The organism is Ureibacillus sp. GCM10028918, from assembly GCF_042666115.1.
Classification (GTDB): Bacteria; Bacillota; Bacilli; order Bacillales_A; family Planococcaceae; genus Ureibacillus.
This window is the reverse complement of sequence record NZ_JBHTFK010000021.1, coordinates 12,575-32,982: the sequence shown is the minus strand read 5'-3', so window position 1 is coordinate 32,982 and position 20,408 is coordinate 12,575. Positions and strand designations below refer to the sequence as shown.

The 20,408-nt window shown below is 37.5% G+C and carries 19 protein-coding genes and 1 riboswitch; of the genes, 15 read left to right on the top strand and 4 right to left on the bottom strand.

Annotated features, from left to right (window positions below; translation table 11 throughout):
• Positions 1-128: 128 nt before the first annotated feature.
• Positions 129-1,010 (top strand): DMT family transporter, encoded by an 882-nt coding sequence (locus ACFQU5_RS15350; RefSeq protein WP_390289578.1) that lies wholly within the window; start codon positions 129-131, stop codon positions 1,008-1,010.
• Between the two features lie 86 nt (positions 1,011-1,096).
• Here ACFQU5_RS15350 and ACFQU5_RS15345 read toward each other — a convergent pair whose 3' ends face one another.
• On the bottom strand, positions 1,097-1,669 hold the full coding sequence (locus ACFQU5_RS15345; RefSeq protein ID WP_390289575.1) for a YitT family protein: 573 nt from the start codon (positions 1,667-1,669) through the stop codon (positions 1,097-1,099).
• 115 nt (positions 1,670-1,784) lie between these two features.
• The gene (locus tag ACFQU5_RS15340) at positions 1,785-2,378 is read right to left on the bottom strand and encodes a metallophosphoesterase family protein (RefSeq protein ID WP_390289571.1); all 594 of its coding nucleotides are present in this window, start codon (positions 2,376-2,378) and stop codon (positions 1,785-1,787) included.
• 179 nt (positions 2,379-2,557) lie between these two features.
• Between ACFQU5_RS15340 and ACFQU5_RS15335 the strand changes: the two genes are divergently transcribed.
• The 13 genes from ACFQU5_RS15335 to ACFQU5_RS15275 all read left to right on the top strand — a co-directional run bounded on the left by ACFQU5_RS15335 (position 2,558) and on the right by ACFQU5_RS15275 (position 18,639).
• Complete coding sequence (locus ACFQU5_RS15335) at positions 2,558-3,379, top strand: hypothetical protein (RefSeq protein WP_390289569.1); 822 nt, start codon at positions 2,558-2,560, stop codon at positions 3,377-3,379.
• An 87-nt stretch (positions 3,380-3,466) separates the two neighbouring features.
• Positions 3,467-3,652, top strand: coding sequence for a gamma-type small acid-soluble spore protein (locus ACFQU5_RS15330; RefSeq protein WP_390289566.1), 186 nt, complete (start codon positions 3,467-3,469; stop codon positions 3,650-3,652).
• 140 nt (positions 3,653-3,792) lie between these two features.
• A complete protein-coding gene (locus tag ACFQU5_RS15325; RefSeq protein WP_390289563.1) occupies positions 3,793-4,296 on the top strand; it encodes a GNAT family N-acetyltransferase in 504 nt (167 codons plus the stop codon).
• 66 nt (positions 4,297-4,362) lie between these two features.
• Entirely contained in the window at positions 4,363-4,602 is a 240-nt protein-coding gene (locus ACFQU5_RS15320; protein ID WP_390289560.1) for a hypothetical protein, read from the top strand.
• A gap of 205 nt (positions 4,603-4,807) precedes the next feature.
• Positions 4,808-5,956, top strand: a complete 1,149-nt coding sequence (locus ACFQU5_RS15315; protein ID WP_390289557.1) for an acyl-CoA dehydrogenase family protein — start codon at positions 4,808-4,810, stop codon at positions 5,954-5,956.
• Positions 5,957-5,987: 31 nt separating this feature from the next.
• A complete protein-coding gene (locus ACFQU5_RS15310; protein WP_390289554.1) occupies positions 5,988-7,487 on the top strand; it encodes a class I adenylate-forming enzyme family protein in 1,500 nt (499 codons plus the stop codon).
• A 23-nt stretch (positions 7,488-7,510) separates the two neighbouring features.
• Positions 7,511-8,695: an acetyl-CoA C-acetyltransferase gene (locus tag ACFQU5_RS15305; RefSeq protein ID WP_390289551.1), complete on the top strand. Its 1,185-nt coding sequence runs from the start codon at positions 7,511-7,513 to the stop codon at positions 8,693-8,695.
• A gap of 533 nt (positions 8,696-9,228) precedes the next feature.
• Positions 9,229-10,449: a carboxylate--amine ligase gene (locus ACFQU5_RS15300; protein ID WP_390289547.1), complete on the top strand. Its 1,221-nt coding sequence runs from the start codon at positions 9,229-9,231 to the stop codon at positions 10,447-10,449.
• Positions 10,446-11,156: a cysteate racemase gene (gene cuyB / locus ACFQU5_RS15295; protein ID WP_390289544.1), complete on the top strand. Its 711-nt coding sequence runs from the start codon at positions 10,446-10,448 to the stop codon at positions 11,154-11,156. Before ACFQU5_RS15300 ends, cuyB begins: the two co-directional genes overlap by 4 nt.
• Positions 11,157-11,865: 709 nt before the next feature.
• Positions 11,866-13,014 carry a DEAD/DEAH box helicase gene (locus tag ACFQU5_RS15290; RefSeq protein WP_390289542.1) on the top strand — a complete coding sequence of 383 codons (1,149 nt, stop codon included), beginning with the start codon at positions 11,866-11,868 and terminating at the stop codon, positions 13,012-13,014.
• Position 13,015: 1 nt separating this feature from the next.
• Entirely contained in the window at positions 13,016-14,245 is a 1,230-nt protein-coding gene (locus ACFQU5_RS15285; protein ID WP_390289539.1) for an aminopeptidase, read from the top strand.
• A 147-nt stretch (positions 14,246-14,392) separates the two neighbouring features.
• Positions 14,393-15,565, top strand: a complete 1,173-nt coding sequence (locus ACFQU5_RS15280; protein WP_390289536.1) for an exonuclease SbcCD subunit D — start codon at positions 14,393-14,395, stop codon at positions 15,563-15,565.
• Positions 15,562-18,639 carry an SbcC/MukB-like Walker B domain-containing protein gene (locus ACFQU5_RS15275; protein WP_390289533.1) on the top strand — a complete coding sequence of 1,026 codons (3,078 nt, stop codon included), beginning with the start codon at positions 15,562-15,564 and terminating at the stop codon, positions 18,637-18,639. The genes ACFQU5_RS15280 and ACFQU5_RS15275 overlap by 4 nt, the downstream gene beginning before the upstream one ends.
• Positions 18,640-18,655: 16 nt before the next feature.
• On the opposite strand, the gene ACFQU5_RS15270 is transcribed toward ACFQU5_RS15275, so the two are convergent.
• Together ACFQU5_RS15270 and ACFQU5_RS15265 are read right to left on the bottom strand one after the other, a co-directional pair.
• The gene (locus tag ACFQU5_RS15270) at positions 18,656-18,784 is read right to left on the bottom strand and encodes a hypothetical protein (RefSeq protein ID WP_390289530.1); all 129 of its coding nucleotides are present in this window, start codon (positions 18,782-18,784) and stop codon (positions 18,656-18,658) included.
• Between the two features lie 58 nt (positions 18,785-18,842).
• Positions 18,843-19,172: a magnetosome magnetite crystal formation protein family gene (locus ACFQU5_RS15265; RefSeq protein ID WP_390289527.1), complete on the bottom strand. Its 330-nt coding sequence runs from the start codon at positions 19,170-19,172 to the stop codon at positions 18,843-18,845.
• 134 nt (positions 19,173-19,306) lie between these two features.
• Positions 19,307-19,414: riboswitch (TPP riboswitch) on the top strand.
• Positions 19,415-19,553: 139 nt separating this feature from the next.
• On the opposite strand from ACFQU5_RS15265, the gene thiT reads away from it, so the two are divergent.
• Positions 19,554-20,111 (top strand): energy-coupled thiamine transporter ThiT, encoded by a 558-nt coding sequence (thiT, locus tag ACFQU5_RS15260; RefSeq protein ID WP_390289524.1) that lies wholly within the window; start codon positions 19,554-19,556, stop codon positions 20,109-20,111.
• The last annotated feature ends 297 nt before the right edge of the window (positions 20,112-20,408 follow it).

The window sequence follows — 20,408 nt, the reverse complement described above, 5'->3', positions numbered from 1 at the left end:
AAGTGATTTGGATTATTAGTTTTCTATAATTTGGACCAAATACATGCTAATATTGGATTCTTCTATCTTTCAATCAATGTATAATGATACAATTATATAAAGAATTTATACATAATCCGGAGGAAATAATGCGAAAGTATATGGGAGAAATTATGTTGTGTATTACAGCAATTATTTGGGGAAGTGGTTTTGTTGTCAGTAGCATTGCTCTAGAACACTATACTCCCTATCAAGTTTTAGCAGGAAGGTTTTTGATTGGATTTCTTGTTTTAAGTGTCATTTTTTATAAAAAACTTAAGGTCTTAAATAGAGAAATAATTATGAAGGGATTGGTATTGGGATTTTTCCTGTACTTAGCCTTTGTGCTGCAAACAGTTGGCTTACAATATACAACTCCTTCCAAAAATGCCTTCTTAACTGCTGTTAATGTAGTCATTGTTCCATTTATTGCATTCTTCGCTTATAAAAGGGGAATCAATAAATATGAATTAACTGGAGCTATTTTAGCTATCGTAGGAATTGGTTTTTTATCCCTTCAATTTTCTGCAAATATTAATATTGGAGATCTTTTAACACTTGCATGTGCTGTTGCATTTGCCTACCAAATTTTTTATACAGCTAAATATGTAAAGAACGAAGATCCAATAACGTTAACCATCATACAAATGTTTTTTGCAGCTGCTTTCTCTTGGATAGTGGTTCTTTTCAAAGGAGAGATGAACTTTTCATTTGAAACGGAAGCTGTGTCATCCATTTTATATTTGGCCATATTCTCTACAACGCTAGCCTATCTATTCCAAACTATTGCACAAAAGTTTACAAATGAAACAAAAACAGCCATTATTCTGTCGACGGAATCCTTCTGGGGGATGACATTTTCCGTATTCCTATTAAGCGAAGTGTTAACAATCAGAATGATCATCGGGGCGATTTTGATTCTTTGCGCTATACTGATTGCGGAAACCAAACTATCCTTCTTGAAAAAGAAAAGTGCAGAAAAATTAACATAAGCTATTGCCGCCTTAAACTATTGGGCGGCTTTATTTTTTTCACTATATTGCACATGTTTTTTTTATTAACATGCCAGCATTTTTCCCTATGTATGTCGCTTGGTTAGAGCGCTTGTGGTTATGCCTACACAAAGAATCGTAATGATAGATAAAAGCAATGTATTGGGAGAAATAAATATTCCACCTAAACAAACAACAGCCGCGTCAATGGCAAATATCACAATACCTACATTAATCCGTGTTTTGTCAGAGATAAACTGAGCTAATAAATCCGTCCCGCCAGTACTTGTTTCAAACCGCAGCATAAGTCCGATGCCAATCCCAACAAAAATACCACCTATGACTGAACTGATTATGGGGTCGATTATTAGTAAAGAACGCAAGGGTCTAAACAGATCTATCACTAATGAAGAAATAAGTAACCCATGTAAACTATTAAAGAAATACGGTTTATATTTAAACCATGCAAGGACAAAGATTGGAATGCTCAAGACTATAATCATAAGACCAATTTTTAGATTGAACAAATAATAGATGATTAATGAAAGTCCAATAATGCCACCATCTAAAATTTCATAAGGTGTTAAAAATACATTGATACCCAAGGATAAGAAAATACTACCTACAACAATAGCGAAGCCTCTCTTTATAAATAGCATGCAAAACCCCTCACAAATCGGACATGCACTATTTTATGAAAGGGTTGTACAAAAAATGAACGGTGACCAGTAGTAATTAAAAGAAACAGGCCTTAGTTAGAACCTGCTTCTTTCTTTAAACGGATATTTTCATAAAACGGATTGAACGATGATTGCTATCATATAAGCACCATTCCCTATTGTCCACGACAGAACCAACATTAATCCAATAATTATTCATTTGTAATTTAATTTCTTTACCAAAATGGATTGGATCACGTATTTTCTTATTTTCTAGATAAAGGCCACTTCTGTGACTATGACCAAAAAAGACAAGCGAGGTACCGACTCCCAGGGTCGAGGAATTTATTGGCATCCATTGCCGATCCCACTCAATTTGATGACCATGTATCAATGTCGCTTCTCCAATCACCAACTTTTCTGGTAGTGCTGAAAATCGTCCAATTCCTGTAACACTTGTTATCCGCTCTTCTTGATTACCACGGATGGATGGGAAAGTTAACAATTTTTCAAATTCCTCATTTATGATTGCAGCAGCTTTTAATGGGACATTAGAAACCGTTAAAGCTTTTTTCTTCCCGATCTTGCATTCATAAAGATCCCCTAAACCAATTAGCAGGGCATCAGGAGCTACTTCTTGGATATGTTGCAAAACAGCTTTTGTATCTTCAATACTTGAGTGTAAATCCCCTAAAAAAGCATATCTCATAAGTTCACCTTCAAACGTGGAAATTGATTAATCTTTATTTTAGTGTAGTAAAACATCTATAACAATAAAGGAAAAACAAAAAAATTGAAATTATACAAAGGAAATAAAATTATTGTACTCATAATACCAACGTTATTTTGACATGATAAAGGCATAACATTTTTGGAGGTGTTTTTGACATGCAAAACAATAATAATGGTAATGGTAAACGTTTTACACAAACAGGTACAGATATTGAGGAAGTAAAGCGCCAAAATGCACAAGGATTTTCGGGTGCACAATCATTTGGAACTGATCCACAAAAAGTGCGCGAAGAAATCGCACAAGAAGCTGGTCCTTTTGGTAAGTCATTCTCTTCAAATCAAGCCCCCCAGTCTTTTGGCGGGAAAACAGCATCAGGTACAGACATCCAGAAAGTAAGAGAAGAGATCGCACAGGAATCAGCTCCTTTTGGTAGTTCTTTCTCTTCAAATCAAGCATCTCAATCTTTTGGGAAAACAGCGTCAGGTACTGACATCCAGAAAGTGAGAGAAGAGATTGCACAGGAATCAGCTCCTTTTGGTAGTTCTTTCTCTTCAAATCAAGCATCTCAATCATTTGGCGGGAAAACAGCGTCAGGTACTGACATCCAAAAAGTGAGAGAAGAAATTGCACAAGAATCAGCTCCTTTTGGTAAGTCATTCTCTTCAAATCAAGCATCTCAATCATTTGGCGGGAAAACAGCGTCAGGTACCGACATCCAAAAAGTGAGAGAAGAGATTGCACAGGAATCAGCTCCTTTTGGTAAGTCATTCTCTTCAAATCAAGCATCTCAATCATTTGGCGGGAAAACGGCGTCAGGTACCGACATCCAAAAAGTGAGAGAAGAAATTGCACAGGAATCAGGTCCTTTTAATGGTTCTTCTCAACAATCTTCAGCAGGTAAAACAGTGGCTGGTACAGACATTGCAGAAGTAAAACGACAAAACCAGCAAGCTGAACAAGGGAAGAATAAATTTTAATTAGCTAAGTAGAAGCGCCTCTTTTTAGGGGCGTTTTTATTCATATAAAGAAATTTCTTGTTAGTATTCATTAAAAGGAGCAGAGCTATGCAAAATCAAAATTACACGGTTAGTGGAACAAATATTGATGAAGTAAAAAGAAAAAATGCAGCATCGGGTTTGTCTTATAAAGAAGTAATGGAAAACCTTGCGAAAACAGGCGGAAAAAATACAAAAGTGTATAGTGATACAGAAGAAGAAGAAGTTAAAAGACAAATTCATCCTTTAAATTAATGCACACAGGTGACCATTAAAATTTAATTGGTCACCAATTTTTTACATAATAAATTGAAATCAGAAAATTTACATATTAATATAAAGGAAAGGTGAATAAAGAACGAGCCTTTATTGGTTAGAGGAAAAAGGGGAATAAAATGATAATCAGGGATGCACAAAAGGAAGAATTTCAACAAATTAAAGAGTTACGTTTACTTTCTTATGAAGAGCACGCGGAAAAAATTCCAAAAGCACATTGGGAAGCATTAAAACAATCCATCCTTTCTGATGAAGAAACACAAGAAGGCATTGAAAGGATTGTAGCGGAATTTGGTGGTGAAATTGTTGGGACAGTTGCGTTGTTTTCTCCTGAAATAGAAGTTTATAAAGGCCTTGTAGAGGGTCAATTAAACCATCCGGAATTAAGAATGCTGGCTGTTTCAAAAAAAGCTAGGGGAAAAGGTATAGCAAAAGCTTTAGTTCAGGTATGTTTTGAACGCTCTATCAATAAGGGATATACATCAATGGGATTACATACAGCAGATTTTATGGAAACAGCAGTGAAATTATATACAGGTTTAGGATTTAAACGGGTACCAGAGCTTGATTTTGTTCCCTTAGATGATGGAATTGTCGTAAAGGCGTTTAACATACAGCTTTAAGTGAATCAATCTTAAAGAATAATTTAAAAGTAGGTTCACATACTAAAGGAAAGGAGTATGTGAACGATGAATAAAGATCAAGATGCATTTCTAGAATCGAAAAAAGAATTTGCAGATTTACCTGCCAAGGAAAAACCAGATATGGTGGACTCAGATAATATTAGTTTGTTTGATTTGCATGAGGATATGCAAACAGTCGATGCGATTCCGGTAGAAGAGTTAAATAAGCGCGTGAAAGCAGAGGATGACGAACTGATTACAGAAGTATTCAGGAAAGAATCCCCTGATGAAAAAAGACATAATTAGGCTAACGCCAAATATAATAGAGCTATTCAAGTGATTGAAACTTGGATAGTTTTTTTGTTGGTAAAATTATCGATTTGCTCTATTAAGTAAAAATATTCTACAAAAACACAACTATTTCACCGGCAATTTGTTGAAAAGTTAATTGGTGATTGTTAAAATTTAGTTATATTTTCAGAAAATTCTAAGTTCTGAATGGGGGATTTCTATGTTAGGGGATATCTTTACGGAAGAGCACGAAATGTTCCGAGTGGCATTACGCAAAATGTTAGAAAAAGATGCGTATCCTTTCTTTGATGAATGGGAATTACATAGGGAAGTGCCAAGGTCATTTTGGAGGAAGTTAGGAGAAAACGGATTTCTATGTCCTATGGTAAACGAGTCTTACGGTGGGTTAGGTCTTGATTTTGGTTACTCTATGATTCTAGGAGAAGAATTAGAACGTGTTGGTGCTGGACCAGCGAGTGGAATTGTTCTGCATTCTGATATTGTTGTCCCGTATATCGAGGAGTACGGAACTGAAGAACAAAAAAAGAAGTGGCTGCCAAAAAGTGTTAGTGGCGAGTATATATCAGCCATCGCGATGACGGAGCCAGGAGCCGGGTCAGATTTAGCAGGTATTCGAACTACAGCGCGTAAAGAAGGAGAGTACTATATTTTAAACGGGGAGAAAACCTTCATTACCAATGGCATCAAAGCCGATTATGTTGTAGTAGTTTGTAAAACAGATCCAGCAGCAAATCCTGCTCATAGAGGAATTAGTTTAATTGTAGTTGAGAATGGGACACCAGGTTTTAAGAGAGGAAAGAAGCTAAATAAAATTGGGATGCATTCCTCAGATACAGGTGAACTCATCTTTGAAGACGCAAAAGTGCCAGTCTCGAATCTGCTAGGAGAAGAAGGGAAAGGCTTTTATTATTTAATGGAAAAATTGCAGCAAGAACGGTTGCTGGTCGCAATCGAGGTTCAGATTGAAGCCGAAGAAATGTTCCGTATTACAAAGGAGTATGCGAAAACTAGAAAAGCATTTAATCAAACCATTGCAGACTTCCAAAACACACAATTTAAATTAGCGGAGATGGCCACTGAAATTGATATCGGCCGTAATTATATAAACAATCTGGTAGTAAAGCATATGGCCGGTCAAGGAATCGTAAAGGAAGTATCAATGGCTAAATGGTGGATTAGTGAAATGGCTAAACGGGTTGCTGCGGATTGTCTGCAGCTCCATGGAGGATATGGCTATATGGAAGAATACGAGATTGCGAGACGTTTCAGGGATATTCCTGTAGCCGCGATTTACGCAGGGACAACAGAAATCATGAAGGGAATTATTGCCAAAGAGATTTTAGAGTAGGGTTCTAGTTTGTTCACAAAAAACAAGGGGGATGACTATGTTTATATTAAATGTTTTGGAGCAGCATGCAACGAGTACACCTGACGCACTGGCTATTGCTTTTGAAGAGAATGAGTGGACATATCGCGAGCTTTATAGGAATGCCCAAAAAATTGCCGGGTATCTACAGCAGCAAGGATATCAAAAAGGGGATATAGTTGCGCAATTTATGCTGAACTCCGATTTGTTTATGGCTGTCTACTATGGCGTACAATTGGCAGGACTTACAATCATGCCGGTAAACACTAAGCTTGCCCCACCTGAAGTGGAATATATATTCTCTCATTCAGAGGCGAAGCTGCTATTCCTTGATGAAAAAATTGAACAAACAATTGCTAATTCTACTCATAGCTTTACAGAAAAGATCAATGTGGCAAAAATTCGCGAGATTTTAAAAGCGGATACAAATGAAATACACCCAGTCGCATTAGTTCCTAATGATACTGCAGTAGTCATGTATACTTCAGGTACGACAGGAAAACCAAAAGGGGTGCAGTTATCCCATAGAAACGTTTACGAGACGGCTGAAATTTGGTCTGAATCTATGAAAATGACAAATAAGGACCGCATGTATATTTGTACGCCTCTCTTCCACTGTGCTGGAAGTCATGTATTTGCAGTGCCAACAATGTACCGGGGTGGGTCAATTATTATAGAAGAAGCATTCTCGCCGGAGCGTACACTAAAAAAATTAGTCAATACAAAGGCAACTATTTTCTTTGGAGTTCCAGCGATGTACACTCTTCTACTAAATATACCTGAGCTGCAAAGTACTAACTTTGAGAGTCTGAGACTGTTCGTTTATGGTGCATCACCAATGCCATACGAATTAGTAAAACGTTTGAAGGAAACGTTCCCAGAAGTAAAAGTTCAAAATTGCTACGGACAAACTGAGAATTCACCTGCTGCTTCTTCCTTAACAGATCAGGACGCATTAACGAAAATCGGGTCAGTAGGCAGACCCTTGCCACGTACAGAAATCAAACTAGTGGATGCTTTTGGGGAGGAAGTACCTTTGGGTGAAGTTGGAGAAATTTGTGTAAAGGGACCTCAAGTGATGAAGGGCTATCTCCGAAATCCTGAAGAAACATCGAGGACTATTCAAGGTGGGTGGTTGTATTCAGGTGATTTAGGTCGTTTTGATGAAGAAGGATTTTTATATATCGTTGATCGGAAGAAAGATTTAATTATTCGGGGTGGCGAAAATATTTATCCAATAGAAGTAGAGGAAGTATTATATAGAATCCCGCAAGTGTTGGAGGCTGCAGTTGTGGGAATTCCACATGAAGTTTATGGAGAAGTGCCGAAAGCTTTTGTGGTAGTAAAAGGAGAACAAACTATGAGTGCTGAAGAAGTGTTGACATACTGTCGAACGCAGTTAGCAAAATATAAGGTTCCTATGGAAGTGGAATTTTTGAAGGAGCTGCCACGTAATGCATCTGGAAAGGTGCTAAAACATACGTTGCGACCTAAGACAAGTGAAATAGCATAAAGCTAATATAAAGGGGAGTAAAAATGGAAAATGTTTATATAGTAGAGGGGGCTCGAACTGCTTTTACAGCCTTTGGAGGATCTTTTGCCGCTGTAGATGCAGTAGAACTCGGTACACAAACAGCGATTGAAGCACTAAAAAGAGGGAATGTACGGCCTGAACAAGTGGATCATGTTGTTTACGGCGGAGTGATTGCGAGTAATATAAATGCAGCTTATTTAGCACGCCATATTGGATTGAAAGCCGGTGTTCCAAAGGAAGTGCCTGCATTAACGCTAAATCGATTATGTGGTTCTGGATTGCAATCTATTGTCACGGCAGCTCAACATATTTTACTGGAAGAAGCTCAGATCGTGTTGGCAGGTGGTGCTGAAAATATGTCACAATCCCCATACTCGAATTTTGAACAACGATTTAGTGGAGCAAAATTGGGGAACCTACAATTTGTTGATATGCTGCAAGCCACTTTAACCGATCAATATACGGGATCAGGGATGGGAATGACAGCAGAAAAATTAGCTGAACTTTATGAGATTTCCCGTCAAGAACAGGATGAGTTTGCAGTATTATCCCATAAAAGAGCTGCACTGGCACGAGAAGCGGGTTACTTTAAAGAAGAAATTGTCCCTGTATCGGTCAAAACACGGAAAGGGGAAGTTTCAATTGAAGTAGATGAGCACATAAAGGAAACGACCAATGCAGAAAGTTTATCGAAACTTCGACCAGCATTTAAAAAAGATGGATCGGTGACTGCCGGCAATGCATCGGGCATTAATGACGGTGCTGCTTCGGTAGTGGTTGCTAGCGAAAAGGCCGTAAAAGAAAACAATCTGAACCCAATTGCCAGAATCGTCTCATGGGGAGTAGCTGGAGTAGATCCTGCTATTATGGGAATTGGTCCGGTACCTGCAATCAAACAAGCACTCCAAAAAGCCAACTTAACGATTGATGATATGGATTTGGTTGAAGTAAATGAAGCCTTCGCAGCCCAATATTTAGCAGTAGAAAAAGAGCTGGGTCTAAATCGTGAAATTACAAATGTTAACGGCGGGGCGATTGCATTAGGACATCCTGTTGGTGCAAGTGGTACAAGAATCGCATTAGCAAGCAGCTATGAATTAAAACGTCGTGGCGGGAAATACGCAATAGTCAGCCTTTGTATCGGCGGCGGTCAAGGCATTGCACTATTGATCGAATCGGTTGAGTAAGTTTTTTAATAGACTTAGAAGTTTCGGAATGGAACTTTTAAGTCTTTTTTTTCGTAAAATTTATATGGTAAAGAAGAAAAAATCTCAAAATGGGCAGAATGTATGAGATTTGATTTGTGAAGTACTATGATAACTAAAAAGATACTTTCGACATACTGATTTTCAATTATACAGAAAGTTAACTTACATTGTAATCGGAGCTTACAATGTAAGTAGAAATACTTTTTGCTTAGAACACCAACATAATAACACTAAATTAGAATCTAATTTAGGATAAACAGTAAACAAGATAAATTAATGTGAGTCGAACCATTGTTAAATTAGAAATACGTTTTTATCATTTTTTACAGGAATATTAAGAAGAGATTTTTAAGTTGCGGAAGCATATTAACATCTTAGCAAAATGTGTTAAACTATCATTTAGACTAATAAAATTACCATAATTATTTCTTTAATGAATTAGAGTACGTGAAGGTACTTCGTGTACATTTAATCTCTAAAATACTATAACAACCAAAGTGAGCTGAAAGATAATGGAACAACCATTTTTACCGATATTATTAGGTTCTGATATGAACGCGTATGGCATGGCACGTGCATTTTATGAAGCATACGGCTTAAAACCGCTTATACTGGGTCGTTCCCATTTAACGGCGACGCAAGATAGCCGAATCTTGCACTTCAAAGAAATCGCAAATCTAAACCAGCAGGACGTTTTTGTTCCTGCGCTTGAAAAAATCGCAAAACAATATTCGGATAAGAAACTTTTGCTTTTGGCATGCGGTGATGATTATGCAAAGCTGATTATCAAAAATAAACAAGAACTTGAAAAATACTTTACAGTTCCATATATCGATGAATCTTTAATGGATCAAATTCTATTAAAGGAAAACTTCTATAAAATGTGTGAAAAGTATAACTTCAAATATCCCGGCACAACAACCGTTACAGCAGAAAACTATGAAGAATTCACACCACCTTTCGAGTATCCAATTATCTTGAAGGCATCTAACTCGGTTGCTTACTGGGCATGTAGCTTCCCTGGCAAAAAGAAAGTATTTGTAGCGCATGATGAAGCTGAGAAAACCGCTATCCTTAAGGCAATCTACGCTTCTAGTTATCAAGATACAATGATTGTTCAGGAATTTATCCCAGGTGATGATTCTTATATGCGTGTTCTGAATGCCTATGTGGGCAAAGACGGCAAAGTGAAATTAATGTGTCTAGGCAATCCAATTCTGGAAGAGCATTCACCAGATGGAATTGGTAGTTACGCGGCAATCATTACAACACATGATGAAAAGCTGATGGATAAAGTCCGTCATTTCTTGGAGGATATTGGCTACACAGGTTTTGCCAACTTCGATATGAAGTACGATGCACGTGATGGCGAATACAAGTTATTTGAAATTAATCTTCGTAACGGCCGTTCTAGTTATTTCGTAACTGCAGCTGGTTATAACTTAATGAAATACGTAGCGGATGATCATATGTTGAACATTAAACAAGAGTTGACATATGCGAATAATAAGCACTTGTGGATGATTATTCCAAAAGGTGTTTTATTTAAATATGCTTCCAACGAGAAAATGAAAATTGAAGCAAAAAGCTTAATCCGCCAAGGGAAATGGACAAACTCTTTATTCTATAAAGAGGACATGAATTTAAAACGTTGGGTTAAAATAACCTTGAACAATTTAAACTACTATCGTAAGTATAAAAAATATTTTAATAAAAAAGGTTTGGAAGAATGAGAAAAACATTAGGTATTATCGGTGGTGTCGGTCCGTTAGCAACGATGTTTATCGGCGAAATGATTGTCCGCCGAACGAGTGCCGCCAAAGATCAGGAGCATGTGCATACTATCATAGATAACGATACTTCGATTCCAGATCGGACAGCGTATATTCTGGACCAAACAAAGGAAAACCCTGTCCCGTACTTAATAAAAGATGCAGCAAAATTAGCAAATGCCGGGGCGGAGTTGATTTGTATTCCATGTAATACAGCACATACTTTTTATGAAGAATTGCAATCAGCTTCTCCAGTTCCAGTACTGCATATGATTCGCGAAACTGCAAAAAGGGCTGCTTCTATTGGTGCAAAACGTGTTGGAATTTTAGCAACAGATGGAACTCTTGCTTCTGGCGTTTACCAACAAGCGTTGCTGGAGCAAGATATTGAACCGATTATTCCGGATATGGTAATTCAGCACCAAGTCATGTCAATTATCTATGATTACGTAAAGGCTGGAAAAGAAGTTGCCGTACATCAATGGAATGTAATTGAGCAAGCCATGCTTCAACTCGGTTGTGACAAAATTATTTTAGGCTGTACGGAGCTTTCCATTGTAAATAAAGATTTAAAATTAGATCATCGTTATATTGATTCACTGATGGTACTAGCCGAAAGTGCAATCATTGCATGCGGCTACGAACTCAATGCGCCGGTGAAAATCTAAGCCTGCCTTTTTTAGGCGGGTTTTTTTTCGCAGCTTTATAATAAAAAAACATGTGATGAAGGACATTTTGATTCTGATACGGATGAGAAATGTCTTTCATAAGCACGATGAAGAACGTTTCGATCTTGATACGGATGGGAAATGTCTTTCATAAACAGGATGAAGGACATTTTGAAAGTAAAACTAAAGTTAAATGTCTTTCATAAGCTATATGAAGAACATTGCGAAAATGAAACCGAAGAAAAATGTCTTTCATAAACAGGATGAAGGACATTTTGAAAGTAAAACTAAAGTTAAATGTCTTTCATAAGCTATATGAAGAACATTGCGAAAATGAAACCGAAGAAAAATGTCTTTCATAAACAGGATGAAGGACATTTTGAAAGTAAAACTAAAGTTAAATGTCTTTCATAAGCTATATGAAGAACATTGCGAAAATGAAACCGAAGAAAAATGTCTTTCATTAACAGGATAAAGTATATTTTGTAAGTAAAACTAAAGTTAAATGTCTTTCATAATCGGGATGAAGAACATTTTGAAAGTAGAACCCAAGATAAATATCCTTCACAACAGGGTGAAAGACAAAAAGAATTGTGTCCTAAAGCGTTCAAATTCCTGCACGCAGGATAGAAAAAACGTTCCAAAATCGAGTAAACTAATCAATATATGGTACACTATACGCAAGTAACTAAAGGTAGGTAAACTAAACATGTCTGTAATTAATTTATTAAATGAAACATTACAAAACAAATGGAGTTATGAAACAACGATGAAGGTTCAGGACGAAATGATTCCAGCCATGCTCGACGGGAAAGACATTGTGGCAGAATCTCCGACTGGATCAGGTAAAACTTTGGCATATGTACTACCAATATTAAATAAAGTAGATGGTAGCAAAAAACAAACACAGGCACTAATTGTAGCACCTTCACAAGAGTTGGCAATGCAAATTGTAGAGGTTATTCGTGAATGGACAGCTGGTACAGACATAACAGTACAACAACTGATCGGTGGGGCTAACTCGGCTCGTCAAATTGAAAAACTTAAGAAAAAACCAACAATCGTTGTTGGTACACCAGGACGTTTAAACGAACTAGCAAGAGCAAATAAGTTAAAACTTAAAGAAATTCAAATCGTCGTTTTAGATGAATGCGACCAATTGCTTAGCCGTGAATACCGTGTAACTGTAAAATCATTCATCGAAGAGGCTGCTTTCGGAAGACAAGTGGTGGTAGTTTCTGCAACGATTACTGAAGAAATCAAACTAGTCGCAAGCCGTTTAATGTTTGAACCAATTCTGATCGAGATTAAGCCTGAAGACATGGTTCAAGTAGGTCAGGTTGAACATTCATATATCAAGGTGGATGAGCGTGATAAAACGGATATGCTTCGTCGACTTGCCAATATCGAAGAGCTGCACGGATTAGCTTTTGTAAATAATATCGACCAGGTGCTTATGAAAGAAACAAAATTAAAATACCGTGATGCAAAGGTCGTAACCCTTCATTCGGATATGAAAAAAGAAGAGCGTAAAAAGGCGTTGGATGCATTTAGAAAAGGGGAAGCTCGTATTCTAATTGCAACGGATATCGCTGCGCGTGGATTAGATATTGAAGGGTTAACGCATGTAATCCACGTGGATGTGCCACGTACGATTGAACAGTATACACATCGTTCGGGTCGAACTGGTCGTGCCGGTGCAGATGGTGAAGTAATGACATTGCTTTCGTACAAAGAAGAAAAGGACTATAAGAAGCTAACACGTGAAATGAAAGTAAAGGCAGTCCAAAAAGTTTGGAATAAAGGAAGCATTGTGGAAGGTAACTCAAAAACAGTTACACAAAAGAGAGGGAATTAGGATGACTTTTGAGGAGAAATTGGAGCAGTATGCGGATTTAGCTGTAAAAGTTGGCGTCAACATTCAAAAGGGGCAATATTTATTGATCAATACAACTACGGATACACTAGAATTTACACGTATCGTAGTGAAAAAAGCTTATGAAGCAGGAGCAAGTAGAGTCCAAGTAAACCTAATAGATCCAGAAATTACACGTTCTTTTTATGAATCTGGTGCTGAAGAAGAATTTAGTAAGTTCCCGAAATGGACTGTTGCCCAAAGACACGAATTAATTGAACGTAAAGGGGCCCTCTTATGGATTGATGCAGAGGATCCAGACCTTTTGGCAGGGATTCCATCTTCTCGTATTTCTGCCCAGGAAAAAGCGTCCGGAACAGCCCTGGTTCGCTATCGTAAAGCGATTATGAACGATGAAATCGCATGGTCGATCATTGCTGTTCCATCAAAGAAATGGGCTGCAAAGGTGTTCGCGGATTTACCTGAGTCTGAGCAAATGCCTGCTTTATGGGAAGCCATTTTCAAAACAGTTCGCATAGGCGAAGGGGAAGCCGTTAGTAACTGGCTGCAGCATATTGAGACATTACAAGACCGTGCAGCCCAACTAAACAATATGAAACTTGCGAAATTACACTACAAAGCACCGGGAACGGACCTAACAATCGAGCTTCCTGAGAAGCATTTGTGGATTTCTGGTAGTAGTGAAACACCGGAAGGTACAACATTCATTGCTAATATGCCAACAGAAGAAGTGTTTACTTTGCCTGCTAAATATGGAGTAAATGGGGTTGTAACCAGTTCGAAGCCCTTAGCATATCAGGGGAATATTATTGATCAATTCTCTTTAAAGTTCGAAAAAGGTAAAATTGTCGAAGCTCATGCTGAAGAAGGTAACGATTTATTGCAAGAATTAATCAATCAAGATGAAGGGTCATCCTATTTAGGGGAAGTTGCCCTTGTTCCACACAAATCGCCAATTTCAGAATCAGGAATTTTATATTACAACACATTATTTGATGAAAATGCCTCAAATCATCTCGCAATCGGTGAAGCATACCCAACTTGCTTTGAAGGTGGTCAAGATCTTGAGGAAGGCCAATTAGAAGCTCTTGGCATTAACGTCTCCATTACCCATGTCGACTTCATGATCGGCAGCGCGGAGATGGATATCGATGGGATCTTTGCTGATGGTACGGAGCAACCAATCTTCCGAAAAGGGAATTGGGCGTTTTAATAGAGTGTCCAATTTAGTTCAAGAGTAACCATAAATTACATTCCATATATGATCGATTTTTACGAATGTTTGTTCGTAGGAATCGGTCTTTTTTTATCGAAAGATGTTATAATAGAAAAAAACATTTCAAATGGAGGCTTAAGTGTAATGAAACTATTTCATACCGCTGATTGGCATTTAGGGAAGCTTGTACAAGGTGTATATATGACGGACGACCAACGCTATGTATTGGAGCAATTTTTACAAGCCATTGACGAAGAACAACCAGATGCTGTCATAATTGCTGGCGATTTATATGACCGTGCACTTCCTCCTATAGAAGCTGTTGATTTATTGGACGAAATTTTAGCTGAAATTGTATTGAAACGAAAAGTGCCTGTGTTAAGTATTGCTGGAAATCATGACAGCCCAACACGACTTCAATTTGGAAGTAAATTGATGAAAGAAACTGGCTTACACATCGCAGGAGATATAACGGATTTACAACCTATCATTCTAAATGATGAGTTTGGAGAAGTTCATTTTCATTTAGTTCCTTTCACTGAACCTTCTACAGTGAAAAGTGTATATGAGGACGGCTCCATTAGTACCCATGATGACGCGATGAAAAAAATCGTAGAAAAAATCGAAGAAAAAATGGACAAGTCTAAAAGACATGTCTTTATTGGACATGCTTTTGTAACCCCTTATGGAGAAAAACTAGACAACACTAGTGACTCTGAACGGCCTTTAGCGATAGGGGGTTCAGAATGTGTGAGTGCAGAATACTTTGAGCCATTCCATTACACAGCACTTGGCCATTTGCATAAAGCACATTATGTATTAAATGAAACAATACGCTATTCAGGATCGCCCCTAAAATATTCATCTTCTGAAGCCAATCATGAAAAGGGTTATTTGATTGTTGAATTAGACGAATTCGGACAAGTCTCTATTGAAAAGCGTCGATTAATCCCAAGACGAGATTTGCGAATTGTTGAAGGGTCAATTCAAGAGATTTTAAGAACTTCTATAAGCGAGGATTATGTCTTTGTTCGACTAACTGACTTAACACCTGTTGTTGGCGCAATGGAGCAAATACGAACTGTCTATCCTAATGCGATGCATGTCGAACGCAAAGCTCTTCCACGAGAAATAGTTGAAGGGGAAGAGCCTTGCGTTCGAAGAGAACAGATGGATGACTTCAGCTTATTTAAGGCATTTCATAAAGAAATTTCAGGTCAAGAGCCAAGTGAGATGGCTACTCAGCTGTTTGAAGAGATTTTACAAGAAATGATAAGTGAAGAACGTGAAATTTCGAAAGAGGTGGTAGTGAAATGAAACCAATTAAACTGACAATGAAGGCTTTCGGGCCATATAAAAATGAAGAAGTGATTGATTTCAATGAGCTAAAAGACAACCGGTTATTTGTAATTTCCGGTTCAACAGGTGCAGGAAAAACAACGATCTTTGATGGAATCTGCTTCGCTTTATATGGTTTTGGAAGTGGACAGGACCGAAAAGAGACAAAAACGTTAAGAAGTGACTTTGCAGAAGATTCGGTTCATACTGCGGTCGAGTTAGTGTTTGCAATCCGTGGTAAGACCTACCGTGTTCTACGACAGCTTCCGCATGTAAAAGAGGGCCGAAAAACTGCTACAGGGGAAAAATACGAGCTGTTTCAGATTCAAAATGATGGACAAGAAGCCGCAATAGTCGAAAGGCAAAGAGTTACGGATATTAACCAAAAAATAGAAGAGCTAATTGGGTTATCCTATGATCAATTCAATCAAATTGTGATGCTGCCGCAAGGTGAATTTCGCAAGCTATTAACTTCTCAATCTGATAATAAAGAAGAAATTTTACGTAAAATTTTTAAAACGAACAGATATGGGGAAATGACTCAAAAGCTTGAAGAAAAGAAACGAAAAGCAGATATAGAGTTAGATCGAGCCCGTACTTTAAAAAAGAGTTATATTTCTCAAATCGAAGGGGCCCTGCCCAAACGTGATTCTTTACTTTTTGCAGTGCTTGCACAAGAGTCTAATGTCTATCAAATCCAAGATGCTTTGGATGAGGAATACAACTATTACAAACAAAAGATTAAAGAAGACCGCAAAATCTGTTCAGAGGTTGAAACAAAACTTAATGAGCAAAAAGACCATTATGCATTAGGTAAAGCAGTTAATGAACGAATTGATACCTTTGAAAATAGAAAGCGAAATCTACAGGTGCTAGAGCAACAAAAAGGTGTTTATGAACAGATGAAAAACGAGTATGAGGCTGCTAATCGGGCAAGTAAAATACAGCCTTTAAATCAGCAATGCCATGCTCTACACAAGGAAAAGGTGGAAAAGCAGAGCCATTTAGAAAATGTCGTTCAAAAGCTGGAAATAGCAAAGAAGGATTTGGATGAAGCAAATAAAGCATTTGAGATCGAGAGTGCTAAACAAGAGGAAAGAGATTATGCTGCTCAACACTTAAATGATTTACAAAAATTATTGCCGAGATATGAACAAATTGAAGTATTAAGTAAAAAGGTCCAATCACTACAGTTTGCAGAAAAGGAAGCCCGATCTGCCTTAGTGGAAATCGAAAAGCAGCTTAATGAGGAAAAGCTGAAAGTTGTTCAGCTCAACCAACTAATCGAACAGCTGGAAGAAAAAACGGGAAACTTTAATGAGTTACTGGAAAAGCAGAGCAACTTAAAAGAAGTAATTAACCTTTTCTCAAACTACAGTAAGTTAAAGACTGACTTACATGCCTTACAAGTGAAGGCAAATAATGTGGAGGAAGAGTACCAGTCTGCTATGCAGATTTACGAATTAGAGGAAGGGAAATGGCTTGCAAATCAGGCATCCCGACTTGCAGCGAGTTTAGTGCCAGGCTCACCTTGTCCAGTTTGCGGCAGTACTGAACACGGACAAATTAGTAGTCAACACACTGAAATCGTTGATGAAACCACAATTAAAAAGTTAAAAATGAGTCTATCAGAGGTTGAGCAAAAGAAATATAGAGTTGAAGCAAATATAAGCGCCCTAGTAGCACGGGTAACGGAGTGTGAACAAGCGCTTGAGAGACTAAATGCGCCAATTAAGGAAGAACCACAATTTATTCAGCAATTTAATGTCCTTAATTTAACAATAGAGCAATTGAAAAACGACGATGCAAAGCTCGTAAGCTATAAGAAGAATCTTAAACAGGTAAAATCAGTATATGAACAATTAGAAGAAAAACAAAAACAGCTAGAGGAAAAACACTACCGTACGAAAGAACAGCTCCTAAAAGAAAGTACAGTTCTAACAGAACAACAAAAGGAAATTCCTGGTGATTTACAAAATATTTCACTATTACACAGCGCACTTGCAAAAGCAGAAAAGCACAAGCAAACGTTAGTTTCTCGATGGGAAAATGTACAAAAGCACTTACACGACGTCGAGAAGTTTGTAGCAACAACAGAAGAAGTAGTAAATCAAACAACGAAACAGATTGAACATCTAGAAGAAAAGCTCATTCAAGCAAAAGAAGAATTTAAACGATCTATGCTCCATGCAGGCTTTGAAAATTACAAGCATTTTGAAACTTCTATTCGAAGTGATGATCAAATTAATCAATTGCAGAATCAATATTTTGAGTTTACGAAAAACCTTCATACTCTAACAACTCAGGTTGTGCAAGATAGTGAAGAATTAGAAGGAAAAGAAAAAATAGATCTAACACTCGTTGAAGGAACTTTGAATAAGCTTAAACTTGAGTATGAAAATGCACTTCAGTCACTAAATCGCTCGCAAGAATATGAACGCCAAACAATCAATTTCTCTGAGAAGTTGGACCATGTGGCAGATAAAATATTTAAGCTGGAAGAAGTATCAAGTCAAATAATTGATTTGCACAATTTATTGCGTGGACAAAATAGTAAAAAGATCTCCTTTGAACGATATGTACAAATGGGGTATTTGGAGCAAATTACGGAAGCAGCCAATATTCGTTTAAAAAATCTATCGAACGGACAATATTATTTGCAATGTTCTGATCGGCAAGAATCACATGGCCGCCAAAGTGGTCTAAGCTTAGATGTGTATGATACATACACTGGACAGTCCCGGGATGTGAAATCATTATCTGGTGGAGAGAAATTTAACGCTTCCTTATGTCTGGCCCTGGGAATGGCAGATGTCATTCAAAGCTTCCAAGGAAATGTGAAAATAGACACGATGTTTATTGATGAAGGCTTCGGTTCGCTTGATGAGGAATCACTGATGAAAGCAATCGATACACTAATCGACCTTCAGAAATCAGGACGAATCATAGGGGTCATTTCTCACGTATCCGAGTTGAAAGCTGCAATGCCTGCTATTCTGCAGGTAGAAAAATTAAAAGAAGGCTATAGTAAAACATCTATCCTTCTGAAGTGAAAAAACGGCGGAGACACTAGTAGTCTCTGCCGTTCGTTTTAAATCTTGCCTTAGTAGATTTTCGGTTTGCCAGAAACTTTTTCGCGATGGGATATACAATGGGTGCCACTTTCATAACTGTTCGAACAATTTTACCAAAATTCATAGCAATGCACTCCTTCACCTTTTAAAGCCTTATAAACTGTATACCCATTAAAGCCACTTTAGAAACCTATCCGAAACAATCGATATGCCTGCACTAAATTCCAGATAATAATCCCAATTGTTATAAGAAAGGAGATTCCCATCAGAACAAACATTATTCCAATGAATCCATTCATATTATCATAATTCACAGAAAATACCCCTATAAACCCTAAGATGGCTATAAGAAGGGAAAGGGTGGTAGGGATTGAATGAGATATGAAAGCACGTTTTGCATGATATTTTACTTCCTTATCCTTGATGACCACATAAACGATTAAGGGCATCAAAAAGGGTGCAAACAAAAGACTCACATAACAAAGAGCAGATATAATTTTATTATTTTCCATGTATTCACCTCGTGCATTTTGCTTTATTATATATGGAAGTGATTGACAATAAAACGGATTCGTATTCATATTCTAGTTGAAAAGTACATATAGTTTGATACAATAAGTTATGTTCAAACAATTAAATAAAATGTATTTACCACAAGGGGAGCTGATGAAGTCAGCTGAGATTGTGCACTTGTTGCACTAACTCTATGAACCTGTAAGTTAGTACTTGCGTAGGGATGTGGATAGAAACCGACTCCAATTGGCGTTTAGGCTCTGTCCTGACGTCATTTTTATTTGGAAAAATGAGTCTAGTAGAGTTTTGATGTGTTGGACTAGATGATTTCTATTCCTTCTCTTAGGTTCTAATGCGGATTTAAAGAGAGGAGATTTGTTATGAACAATAAAAAATTATTAATGCTCGTTGAGATTGCGATTTTCGCGGGAATCGGTGTGGTGTTGGACCAATTTTCCTTTTCGCTTTGGGCACAAGGCGGATCCATTAGCTTTGTTATGTTACCGATCCTGATTATAGCGGTTCGGTGGGGAATGCTAGCAGGTATGACAACTGGATTATTAATTGGAGTCTTGCAAATGCTCTTTGGTGCTTATATCTTGCACTGGGCACAAGCGTTACTCGATTATGTAGTAGCATTTTCCGTTGTCGGCTCAGCCGGTGTTTTCAGAAAGCAAATTATAAAAGCGGCCAATGAAGTTGATAAGAAAAATATCGTTCTCTATATTGTATTAGGGATCGTTCTAGGCGGTTTGTTGCGTTACGCAGCCCACTCGCTTGCTGGTGTTGTCTTCTTTAGTGAATACGCTGGGGACCAGAACGTATGGGTCTATACATTAATTTACAATGGCTCCTATATGATTCCAGCTATCATCCTGACAGCAATTGCCGGTTCATTACTTTTCACAGCAGCACCCAGACTTTTAAAATCGAAATAAAAATATATAGACGGCCTAATATTTAGGTCGTCTTTTTTAGTCTCATAAGGGTGTATAAAGCGCATTGTAAATGAAAAATAAGAGTGAGATCTGTTTGTGATCCGGATTAACGCCATCTTAACCACAAGTCGGCTCTGTGGCTTGTGTGCTTAGTCCGCTCGCGTAATAATACTTAATATATTCTTTATTAGGAAAACACTTATGGTTAGAAGTAAATTAAATGCAGACAACCCTTAAATCAAGATTACATGCCCAATAATTTGTTATGATTGTGGTATATTATATAGAGATATATGT